Origin of the sequence: Sphaerochaeta sp. S2 (assembly GCF_016406725.1) — a bacterium.
Taxonomy (GTDB): Bacteria; Spirochaetota; Spirochaetia; order Sphaerochaetales; family Sphaerochaetaceae; genus Sphaerochaeta.
In genome coordinates this window covers 1-10,152 of the sequence record NZ_JAEKNT010000286.1, presented here as the reverse complement: position 1 = coordinate 10,152, position 10,152 = coordinate 1, and the positions used below count along the sequence as shown (strand labels likewise).

Below are 10,152 nucleotides of genomic sequence, written 5' to 3'. Positions count from 1 at the left end.
CTGTGAGGCCATTTACAAGGTGCTTGCAAAGAAGGGACAGACACTTAAGCGTCTGTGGCGGAAATACAATGCTGTCGGGAACAGGCCTTCTCCTGAGGGAATGAGAAGACCCTATAGCTACAGACAATTCTGCAAACACTTCAGCGATTGGTTGGGAGCCAAGAACCTTACGTGCCGTATCCCCCGGTTTCCAGGCCAAAATGTTGAACTGGACTTTGCAGGAATGCAATTGCGTTTGAAAAACCTGTATACAGGAGACTTCAACACAAAAGTCACCATCTTTTTGGCAACGATGTCGTTCAGTGACTATTGTTATGCAGAAGGCCTGGTGAAATGTAATATCCAAGGATGGTTGGCTGTAAATACGAATGCAGTCCACTTCTTCGGAGGTGTTACCCCAGTGACGACTAATGACAACTGCAAGGTGGCCGTCATCGAGAACAGGGATTGGATTGACCCTGTAATCAACAAGGATTTCCAAGAATGGGCTGACCACTACAATACCACGTTGCTTCCCGCGAAAGTCAGAAAACCAAAATTTAAACCTCACGTAGAAGGGGCGGTAAAGATAGTTACCCAGCACATACTCGTCGAGATGCAGGAAATGGTCTTCTATTCCCTTGCAGACCTGAACGCCGAGCTTTGGAAACGTCTTGCAGTCATGAATGCTGCGCCATTCACCGCTAAGCCCTCCTCGAGGCTAGAGATGTTCAACTCCCAGGAAAGGGAAATGCTCTTACCTCTGCCCGGTACAGACTACGAATATCTGGAAAGGAAAGAGGTAAGAGTCTACCAAGACTTCCACATCCGGTTTGATAAGTCATTCTACAGCATCCCTGAGCGTTTTGTGAAGCAGAAGGTAGAGGTTCGTGCAACTATCTCTTTGCTCAGCATTTATTCAGAAAGAGGGGAACTCGTCTGGAAATGGGTGCGCTCGCATTCGCCTGGCTCCTGGAATACGGAGCCTACTCACCTTCCCAAAATGTTTTCGGACTATCTGCAGTGGAGTGTGCCCTTTTTCCAAGGATGGGCATCAAGTATTGGAGTTAACACCAGAGCTGTCATCGACAAGATGCTAGAAGGAGTGGAATACCCTGAACAGGCTTACCGAAAATGTATGGGAGTATTGGGCTTTGCCAAAAAATATTCAAAAGAAGCTCTTGAAGCATGCTGTTGCGAAGCTGTCCTCAGGGGAAGGTGCTCATACAACTATATCAAGAACACCCTCATTAGCTTTGCAGAGGATCCGGAAGAGAGCGTAGTGCAGAGAGAAAACACAACATCTGCGTGTGTGGACACATTCAAGGTCGATGGCAATCGCTACTCATTACAAGCCCTGCTTGAAAAACAGGAGGAAAAATGATGGCAAAAAACACTGCAGATATAGAGGAGATGCTTGAATACCTGCAACTGGATAGGATGGCTGAAGGTTTGGATCGTTTGGCAAGGACCCCCGGCTTCCCCTCCTTTACACCGATACAGGCTTTGAGAGAGCTCATAACAGAGGAATACGTAGCTCAAAAGAACTACCGGACTGAAAAGAGCCTGAGGCTGGGCAAACTCAAAGGTTGTAATGCCCAGATGGAGAACTTGCGCACTGGAAATGGACGGATATACAATGACAACATCATAAGCCAGCTAGCCACCTTGGAGTTCATCCAAGACAGGAGAAATCTTTGTATTCTAGGGGAAAGTGGGGCTGGAAAGACCTATGCAGCAAAGGCATTCGGTGTCGCGGCCTGCAATGCAGACTATCGGGTCCATTTCGCTGACTTCACCATGTTACTTGAAGACCTGTGCATCCTAAAAAGGAGGGACTTGGCAAAATACCAGAAAAAAGTACGGTATTTCGCCAGAATTCAAGTTCTCATCCTGGATGATTTTCTTATCACTCATATTGAGGAGGAGAGGGCAATTATCCTCTTCACCCTTCTGAAGCAAAGGGATGAGTTGGGTACCTCTACCATCGTCAGCTCCCAGTACAATCCTGAGACATGGAACAGGTATCTGGGGGTTTCGGATGACTATGCGATGCCGGATGGAATACGCAGGAGGCTGATAGACCAAGGGTTTGTCCTATTAGTGGAGAAAGCCTAGAAACGTTGCTGCCGGCCTCTGTTTTTAGTGGCCGGCACTAAACGCACGCCGGCCGTTTTTGGGCGCACCTGTGGCCTCTTTAGTAGGCCAGATGCAATATCGTTGTATAGCAACGGTTTTGTGTTTAGGTGCTATATTTTAGAGCCAAAAAGAGCCGATAACAGCAATTTTAATCTTGCGTGCTATCGGCTCTGCATCTTTGCGTCTGGCTCTTTGATAACAAATATATTCATTTGTTGTATGTTAATTAAAGTTTCATGTTTGCATTTTGGACAATATAACGGGAAATTTAACAATACGGTGTCCTCGTGAACTTTAATCCGAGTTTTGTTTTGGCAAGTAGGACAAAGTATCCATTCAGCTTTTTTTGTCAAAACTCTTTCATTTAGCAATGTATATCTCTTTTTTCGAATAACTTATAAGTGAGGAAAACAAAAACACCAGTAAAAAATAGGCTTAGTAATAAATATACTGAACTAATCCCATTTGTTACAACATATGGAGCAAAGAAATATCGGAATGGGGTCAGAAAATTCAAAAACTCAATATTTCCTACAAATTCAATAACTATTGCTAAAACAAACGACAACGCAAAGAATAAAATTGCCATTGACATTGCTGTGCGATGGTAATTAAACAGCGACGAAAAAAACAATCCAATAGCAAGGCACAACATTTGTGCAAAAAACATACCAATCATAGTCGTCAAAATTAGGGGCATGATGCTCTCGCCGTTCATTTGAGAGACCAATGTAAGAATAATACACAAGAATGTAAAAATTGTCATACATAGAACATTTATTACGGCTGCGATGATTTTCCCACTGATAATGGTTTTACGCGAATATGGCATTGTATATAGAAATTCTGCCGTCCTGTCCCTTTCTTCTTTCGATATAATTGTTGCCCCCAACACTATCGCATGAGCAAAAGCCACCATGCTATACCATAAGTACATACAAACATAGTAACCGAGGGGTGTATACACGGGCAGAATGTCCATGCCGAATATTACTTTTACAATGCGGGGCATTGCATCCATCATCGACATAATAGACTCCGAATTTTCTACTACAGTTCCGTATTCTGCGGCTCCAATCGCCACCATGAACAGCATTCCGAACATCCACATAGAAAGGCCTTTTCGGTTTGCTTTTAACTCTTTAAAAACAATTGCTTTCATATATGTAACCCCTTTCTAAAGTACCATCTTTATATCTTTTTTTATGGAAATTATATAGCTTGCTGTTATGCAAATTACAAGCAATACGATATATAATATCAAGTAACTGCTTTCGTATTGTGCATTTTCCATAATATAGTTGCTGTTAAAATATCGGAACGGTGAAAACCGCCTTGCAATATCACTATTAACGACATTTGAAAACAGCCCTGTAACATAAAGTCCAAAAGCAACCCCCAGCGCAAGCGGCAATGTAGAGCCAACCCTTGAAATAATTACGCCGATTAGAACGCCGATCAGTAGAAAAAGAACTTGCAAAAGAGGAAATACAAGTGATAAAAGTGTGAATATAGTATAATCAAAACCACCACCTGTTACGATTAACATTGCCACAAATCCACCAATGCAATATGCAATGGCTATAATGAATATCGCACATAAAGCTGCCGCCATCTTTGAAAGAAATATCTGCTTCCTGCTATATGGCTTTGTCATTAAGAAATCAGCGGTATTTTGCATATGCTCTTTGGTTATAATCGACAGACCGAGATTGATAGCATGAATACTAGCGGCGAGCATTAGGAAGCTGCTCAAAAAAGCGTACACTCCGAGCGGGCTGAAGAAATTTTCCGCACTAATCCCCATTGCTTCCATCATAGGGTTGTCTTGAAGTGAACTCACGACTGACGATTTATCTTCCGTCAGCATTCCGCTGAACATTGGAAGAAGAAACATAATCGCCAACGATAAGGACAACGCCCATATTATAATTGAGGTTTTGTATTGCTTTAATTCAAATCGAAAAACACCCATAAAATTCACCTCCCGTTATAGTTATATATAGTAGTGCATAAATATCTCTTCGAGTGACGGTTCTTCTATCAGAACATCAAGCAGACGGTGTTGTCGAAGACTGTCAAGAAGCATGTTTACATCTCCTTTGAACAAAAAGTTGATTTGCTCTCCATTTTGTTCAAAGTTGCCCACACCATCCATATCAAGCGTCTGAATTTCAGTTGTTTCAGGCATATGAAGAATTATTTTTTTGTAGGCATTGGAGCGCATAGTTTCAATGTTCTCAAGACTAATTACTTTCCCATCTTTAAGAATTGCAATTCTATTACACATTTTTTGAACTTCACTCAAAATGTGGGAAGAAAACAATATGGTTACTCCCTTTTGATTTTCCTCGCGTAGAATATCAAAGAATGTCTGTTGCATCAAAGGGTCAAGACCGCTTGTCGGTTCATCTAACATCAAGAGCTTTGGCGAGTGAAGTAACCCTGCAACAATCCCCACTTTCTTTTTATTTCCAAACGATAAGTCACGGATTTTTCGGGTGACATCAAGGTTAAGGCGAAAAGTTAATTCCTCAATCCTCTTTGAACAGTCTTTTTTGTATAATGTCGCCGCATAGCTCAGCAAATCCCGTACCTTCATATTTTCATAGAAAAAAGTTTCAGAGGGCAGATAGCCTATATCCTGCGCAATAACAGGTGCTTCCTTGATACAATCCTTTCCGAAAATAGTGGCACTTCCTGATGTTGGATGAATCAAAGCTAATAAAGTACGAATGGTAGTAGATTTCCCTGCGCCGTTTGGACCAATGAAACCAAAAATTTCCCCTTCCTTAACAGAAAAGCTAACATTATCAATCCCTCTATGCTTGCCATATTGCTTTGTGAGATTCTGGATTTCAATTACATTTTTTGTCATAATAATATTTCCCCTTTCAAATTTTTTTATAATTATTTATAAAAATTCCTTTTAAAGAGTTGTAGACATTCTTCAAACACCCTATATAATTCATCATAATCCGTATCCTTAGCGTCTGAAATTTTACTCATGTATCCCTCAGCAATCCAGTCAATCATGTTCATGACAAGTTTTGGGTCAATATCGTCTTTAAATTTTGAAAAATCTGCACCATCAAAAGTTATCTTTTTCCCTATAGTTTTACCATCATCTTTGCGAAAAATAGTTCTTATCTCTTTCTTAACTTCATCATCATTTTCAAAATATGCACTTTGAATAAACGAAGGAATATTAGGATGTTTTTCCATCAAAGCAAGCTCAAGCTTGCTTGTATGCAAAATCCTATCAAATAAATCTGTAATACTATCATCAAATTTTTCGACAACTTCAGTGCTAATACTGTCGACACACGTATTTACCAAGTACAGGTATAGCTCTTTCTTTGTTCCAAAATAATGGAATACCATAGCTTTGGAAATTCCTGCGGTACTGGCTATATCACTTATAGATGTTTTTTTATATCCATGCATTGCAAATGTTTTTAATGCGGCGTCAATAATTAAATTTTGTTTTTCCATAGGTAAATTCAAAAAATTTTCCAAGTAGTTTCCTCCTCATTGAAATTTAATAAACCGAATTGGTTTATATGTATTAAAACACGATAAACCGTTTCGGTCAAGACTATTTTTACTATTTATATCTTGAAATATATACGTTTGTAATTCTAAGCTTTTGTCTACAATTTCCTAATTATTCTCGTTTTTGTCTTGCATTAAATCAAACTGTGATATTGATATGATTATTTATCGCCATAAGCTTTTAGATTGCAAAATTAATAATTACAAGATATATATGATTTATTACACTCACTTATATGATATGTATACTCATATCCAAAGCGGAATGATGAACTGTAAAATGTAGTAGGGTGAAATAAATTATGAAACGAAAAGTTGAAAAATACGATTTTAAGGCTTTAGGTCAAGCAATAAAAGAAGCAAGAAATATAAAGGGACTATCTAGAAATCAATTAGCTGATATAATGAACATTGCTCCACGATATATTGCATCTATTGAGAATAGTGGGCAGCATCCAAGCCTACAAATTTTTTATGAACTTGTTACCGTTTTAGATGTATCAGTGGATCAATTCTTTTTTCCAAATAAAAAAGTAGATAAATCTACTCAGCGTAGACAACTTGATAGTCTACTCGATGAAATGGATGATAATGATTTAATCATTATGACGGCTACCGCAAAGGGAATACTAGAAACCAAGTCAGGAGAAAGGATGGAAAGTTAAACCGTTCTTTTTTATTTTGTCTATAGATGAAACTTGTTGTCAGAGTTCTCTAATAATATTCGCAAGCAGGGCAAGGTGGTACACACCTTGCGATTTTGCTCAAAATTCCCTTACGGAATTTTCGCCAAATCTGCTTGTTGGGGGAGTATCCCCAATCCCCACTGAACACACAATAAATTGTGTGGCTACGCTCCCGCCGGGAGCTAAAAACAACAGAAATATTATCTTTGTTCATGTGACTTTTCTTTCTCTTTTTTTGCTAAATCGTCACCTAGAAGCCGATCTATATTCGCCTTTGCAGTCAGTACGTTTTGCATTTCTTTTTTGGCAGAATGGTACTTTGCATAGGCTTTTTTCTTTTCAGAAAGTAGTTCCATATGTTCCTCTTGCAGAACCTTAATTGTAGGCAACTTCTTATCCTCTAATACATCAAAAGCAACCTTTGCAGCTTTGTGCAAAAGTAAATCAGCAGTGTGTTCCTCATAGAATCTTTTAGAATATCCTGCCTTACGATAAGCCGTATAAATATCACGAGTTTTTGAATAGTTAATGATATGAGTTTTTAGATTTCCTATCTCTGTCATACGCTTTTCGGCAGTTTTAATTTGAGCTGATAGGTGATTAAAATTATCTGTTGAAACCTGTGCCTTTTTCTCCAAATCCTCATAGGCAAGTAGATTGTTTTCTGTTAAAAAGTTGATAGTCTGTGCCATCTGTTTTAGGTTGAAAATCTTCGCCCACCGCTCGTAGCCTGCACCCTTTCCTGCTTGTAATTTTGCCTGTATATCTACCAAGAGATTGACAGGAGATTGTTGTTTTTCAATTACTTCTTCCCTATTGATAAAAGACTTTTTACCTTTAATTATTTCCTTAATTTCTTTCTCTAAATAACCTTCACCAAGAGAACGTAAACGGATGAATCTCTTTTGCTCATTATTCTTAAAAGCAAGATATTTGCCTTGTTTAATACAATAGCCTGCTTCTTCCATTTGCAAGAGGAAATCATCAAAGTCTGTAGGCTTTTTTGAAAGTATTTCATCTATAGTATTTCGTAAATTTTGTGAATGGGTAATAGACTTTTTATCTCCAAGCCAGTTACCATAATGGTTTTTCCCACGCTTTGGATTTTCAATAATTGATAATCCATTTTCAAGGCAAAGGCGATCAGATATTTTCCCCACGGCTTTTCCAGAGCCTAAAAAATCCCTAAATTTTCTTGTATAGTCTATAGAAGTAGAATTATATATTATATGATTATGAATATGGGACTTATCTATATGGGTGGCTACAAAAAAGGCATGATTGCCTTTGGTAAATTTTAAGGCTAATTCATAGCCAATTTTATTAGCAAGTTCTGGGGTAATTTCTCCTGGCTTAAATGACTGGCGTACGGTATTTGTCAAGGTAGTTTTCGCCTCTCTTCTGACTCTTGTTAGTCAAACCACTTTTCTCAAAGGCCGGTATGTAGTCTTGACTACCGGCAATGCATAAATCCTTGTTTTTTCATTCTTCCAACGTAGGGGATTCCTTTCTCTTGCTTCCCTAATTGTTTTGTTTCGTTCGTAAAACAAATCAGCTGCCTTGCCAGTTCTGACCTGCATCGGCGTAGCATAAGCCAAACCTGAATGCTGGTGACTGTTGTTGTACCAATACACAAAGTTTGCATACCATGTCCTCGCAGCTTCCAGGTTTTCGAACATCTTGGGGTACCCGACTGAATACTTCAGCGTCTTGTGCCATGATTCAATGAACGCATTGTCATTGCTACATCGTGGTCGTGAGTAACTCCTGCTTATCATCAGCGAATCCAGGAAAACCGCCAGTGTCATCCCCCTCATGGGGTGGCCGTTATCGGCATGGACTATAGCTGGCACAACCTTCAGATCACGGGTCACCCGGGCAAACAACAGCTTGGAAAGCTCATCAGACTCATATTTCTCTATGCACCAGCCAACAATGCTGCGATCGAACAGGTCGATTATGGTATAGGCATACAGGAACATCCCCCTCACCGGGGTTTTCAGCCAAGTGATATCCCAAGCCCAACATTGATTCGGACCTGTTACCTCAAGCTCGGTACTTTCTCTCACAGCTTGGGGCTTCCTGCTCTCACTGCGATGGGCCAAGGAATCACGTCTTCTCAATAGCCGGTACATGCTGGAGGCGCTTGCTATGTAAGTTCCTTCTTGTGCAAGAGTTGCCACAATCTGCTCGGGGGTGAAATCTGCAAAGCGTTTGCTGGTAACCACCGCATACAGGGTGTCCCATTCCTCAGGACTGAGCGCCCGCTTGCTGGAGGGACGACTACAGCCCTTGCGCTTGTCACGAAGTCCCTTGCTCCTCCAGTTCTGGATGGTCCTAGGGGTAATGCCAAGAAACCTGCAAGTGGTCTTCTCGGCCACCCCTTGGTCCTTCGCTTCCTGTATGAAGCAGAGAATCTCCGCCTTTTCGGCTTCGGACGTCAGTTCTCCTCGTCCTCCTGGAACAGATTCTGATGTTTTTTTTTGAGCAGCAACAGCACCGCCGCATCGGCCAGCGCCTTTTCCTTCACTGCCAGTTCCCGTTCCTTGGCCTTCAGTTCTTTCTCCAGCTGTTTCTTCTCTTTCTTGAGATTGGTGTTCTCATTCTTCAGTTCACTCTGCTTGTCCTGTACCATGCCGGCCAACTCCTGTTCCCAGAGGGGAAGATGTTCGGAGTGAAGCCCCTGCTTCCTCAGCCATTCTCCACGGCTCTCGTCGTCCAGCATCTTGCTTTCCAACAAAAGGGCGAGTTTCTCTCCGGGACTCCTGTTTGACGGCGTCAGCTCATCTGTGGAATCCAGGGTCAGTCTACCTGCTTTATGCATCTCTATCCAGCTGTTAATCGTGGTGCTGCATATCCCCGTTTCCTTGGAGATCTGGTAGACACTCTTTGTCCCACCCTCGACCACTCTACGCACTATGGAACTCTTGAATCCTTTCGAATACTTCATCTAGTTTCGCTTTCCTCCTAGCGAAAACTATTGTGACAGCTACTGCGTATCTGATATAGTATCACATCATTTCCTTGCTTTCTGCCTGTAATATTGGCATAGATTTTCTTAGATATTATAAATTCTCCCTTTACCGTTTTGGGATCACATTCGTAGGAAGAAACATATTCACCCTTATTAGTTTTATCAGGATTTAATGCATAATCTATGCGGTCTGCAATACAATCAGCTACGGATTTCCCCTTATTCTTGTGCATGGAAATTAAGCGGGTTGTTGCCATTGAATACACCTCCAATTCAATTAATCTTGATAACTATTTTTTAATATATAAACTGTGGTAAAATAATACTTAAATAAGGATAGGGGTGTTTTAATGCTAACTAAGAATGAAATTGAAATATGTAACAATCTATTTAAATATATTAATTATGAACTGCGTGACTGTATCGACCACGAGATATTCATAAAATCTACCTTACAAGATTTGGGTAGATTTTACTTCGATAAATCTATTTCATCTTTTGACGGAGCAAATGATAGATTACTCAAAAGCGTAATAAAATCAATTACTAGAAATGATGACCTAAAGAGCGATGAAGATTACTATTTATCACTTTGTAAATTGATAGGTGTTAAGATTTTACCGAAAGATACTTTCTTGGCAGCCCAACAAGAATATAATAAAATATTCGTTCAAATGTATAATACAGTTAGTGGGGTGGGCGGTTAGCTCCTCCTCAGTTTAAATTCTATTGTTATTACCAATTATAGCCGTAAGTTACATCATTATCAGTAACGGGTTTGGTAACAGCCGCTTGTTCGAGAAGTCTTAGGAAAATAAG

The 10,152-nt window shown here is 40.1% G+C and carries 13 protein-coding genes; 4 read left to right on the top strand and 9 right to left on the bottom strand.

The genetic code is table 11. The features are described from left to right. The coding region (locus tag JF818_RS08435; protein ID WP_198891574.1) for a transposase at nucleotides 1–1,363 on the top strand (1,363 nt) is incomplete at its 5' end. Next, nucleotides 1,363–2,097: an ATP-binding protein gene (locus JF818_RS08430; RefSeq protein ID WP_198891573.1), complete on the top strand. Its 735-nt coding sequence runs from the start codon at nucleotides 1,363–1,365 to the stop codon at nucleotides 2,095–2,097. The genes JF818_RS08435 and JF818_RS08430, both read left to right, overlap by 1 nt. A 182-nt stretch (nucleotides 2,098–2,279) precedes the next feature. Here the strand turns inward: JF818_RS08430 and JF818_RS08425 are convergent, their stop codons facing one another. From JF818_RS08425 to JF818_RS08405, 5 genes are read right to left on the bottom strand one after another with little or no spacing between them, the layout of a single operon-like run. Next, the gene (locus JF818_RS08425) at nucleotides 2,280–2,471 is read right to left on the bottom strand and encodes a cysteine-rich KTR domain-containing protein (RefSeq protein ID WP_198891572.1); all 192 of its coding nucleotides are present in this window, start codon (nucleotides 2,469–2,471) and stop codon (nucleotides 2,280–2,282) included. Nucleotides 2,472–2,482: 11 nt separating this feature from the next. After that, on the bottom strand, nucleotides 2,483–3,280 hold the full coding sequence (locus JF818_RS08420) for an ABC transporter permease subunit (protein WP_198891571.1): 798 nt from the start codon (nucleotides 3,278–3,280) through the stop codon (nucleotides 2,483–2,485). Nucleotides 3,281–3,295: 15 nt separating this feature from the next. After that, entirely contained in the window at nucleotides 3,296–4,093 is a 798-nt protein-coding gene (locus JF818_RS08415) for an ABC transporter permease subunit (protein WP_198891570.1), read from the bottom strand. Between the two features lie 21 nt (nucleotides 4,094–4,114). Further along, a complete protein-coding gene (locus tag JF818_RS08410) occupies nucleotides 4,115–4,996 on the bottom strand; it encodes an ABC transporter ATP-binding protein (RefSeq protein WP_198891569.1) in 882 nt (293 codons plus the stop codon). Nucleotides 4,997–5,028: 32 nt separating this feature from the next. Next, nucleotides 5,029–5,637, bottom strand: a complete 609-nt coding sequence (locus JF818_RS08405) for a TetR/AcrR family transcriptional regulator (protein ID WP_198891568.1) — start codon at nucleotides 5,635–5,637, stop codon at nucleotides 5,029–5,031. Nucleotides 5,638–5,975: 338 nt separating this feature from the next. On the opposite strand from JF818_RS08405, the gene JF818_RS08400 reads away from it, so the two are divergent. Beyond that, the gene (locus JF818_RS08400; RefSeq protein ID WP_198891567.1) at nucleotides 5,976–6,338 is read left to right on the top strand and encodes a helix-turn-helix transcriptional regulator; all 363 of its coding nucleotides are present in this window, start codon (nucleotides 5,976–5,978) and stop codon (nucleotides 6,336–6,338) included. 221 nt (nucleotides 6,339–6,559) lie between these two features. Here JF818_RS08400 and JF818_RS08395 read toward each other — a convergent pair whose 3' ends face one another. The 4 genes from JF818_RS08395 to JF818_RS08380 are packed head-to-tail and all read right to left on the bottom strand — an operon-like array spanning nucleotide 6,560 to nucleotide 9,590. Beyond that, complete coding sequence (locus tag JF818_RS08395; protein WP_198891566.1) at nucleotides 6,560–7,741, bottom strand: relaxase/mobilization nuclease domain-containing protein; 1,182 nt, start codon at nucleotides 7,739–7,741, stop codon at nucleotides 6,560–6,562. Nucleotides 7,742–7,774: 33 nt separating this feature from the next. Further along, a complete protein-coding gene (locus JF818_RS08390) occupies nucleotides 7,775–8,764 on the bottom strand; it encodes an IS3 family transposase (RefSeq protein WP_370570318.1) in 990 nt (329 codons plus the stop codon). Between the two features lie 35 nt (nucleotides 8,765–8,799). Continuing rightward, on the bottom strand, nucleotides 8,800–9,309 hold the full coding sequence (locus tag JF818_RS08385; protein WP_198891565.1) for a transposase: 510 nt from the start codon (nucleotides 9,307–9,309) through the stop codon (nucleotides 8,800–8,802). Between the two features lie 17 nt (nucleotides 9,310–9,326). Then, a complete protein-coding gene (locus tag JF818_RS08380) occupies nucleotides 9,327–9,590 on the bottom strand; it encodes a hypothetical protein (RefSeq protein ID WP_198891564.1) in 264 nt (87 codons plus the stop codon). Between the two features lie 93 nt (nucleotides 9,591–9,683). Between JF818_RS08380 and JF818_RS08375 the strand changes: the two genes are divergently transcribed. Continuing rightward, on the top strand, nucleotides 9,684–10,040 hold the full coding sequence (locus tag JF818_RS08375) for a hypothetical protein (RefSeq protein WP_198891563.1): 357 nt from the start codon (nucleotides 9,684–9,686) through the stop codon (nucleotides 10,038–10,040). Nucleotides 10,041–10,152 lie beyond the last annotated feature (112 nt).

Excerpts from the sequence above, each read along its gene's own strand:
- JF818_RS08420 (WP_198891571.1), bottom strand. The coding sequence starts at position 3,280 with ATGAAAGCAATTGTTTTTAAAGAGTTAAAAGCAAACCGAAAAGGCCTT.
- JF818_RS08400 (WP_198891567.1), top strand. The coding sequence starts at position 5,976 with ATGAAACGAAAAGTTGAAAAATACGATTTTAAGGCTTTAGGTCAAGCA.
- JF818_RS08415 (WP_198891570.1), bottom strand. The coding sequence starts at position 4,093 with ATGGGTGTTTTTCGATTTGAATTAAAGCAATACAAAACCTCAATTATA.
- JF818_RS08380 (WP_198891564.1), bottom strand. The coding sequence starts at position 9,590 with ATGGCAACAACCCGCTTAATTTCCATGCACAAGAATAAGGGGAAATCC.
- JF818_RS08385 (WP_198891565.1), bottom strand. The coding sequence starts at position 9,309 with ATGAAGTATTCGAAAGGATTCAAGAGTTCCATAGTGCGTAGAGTGGTC.
- JF818_RS08410 (WP_198891569.1), bottom strand. The coding sequence starts at position 4,996 with ATGACAAAAAATGTAATTGAAATCCAGAATCTCACAAAGCAATATGGC.
- JF818_RS08375 (WP_198891563.1), top strand. The coding sequence starts at position 9,684 with ATGCTAACTAAGAATGAAATTGAAATATGTAACAATCTATTTAAATAT.
- JF818_RS08430 (WP_198891573.1), top strand. The coding sequence starts at position 1,363 with ATGGCAAAAAACACTGCAGATATAGAGGAGATGCTTGAATACCTGCAA.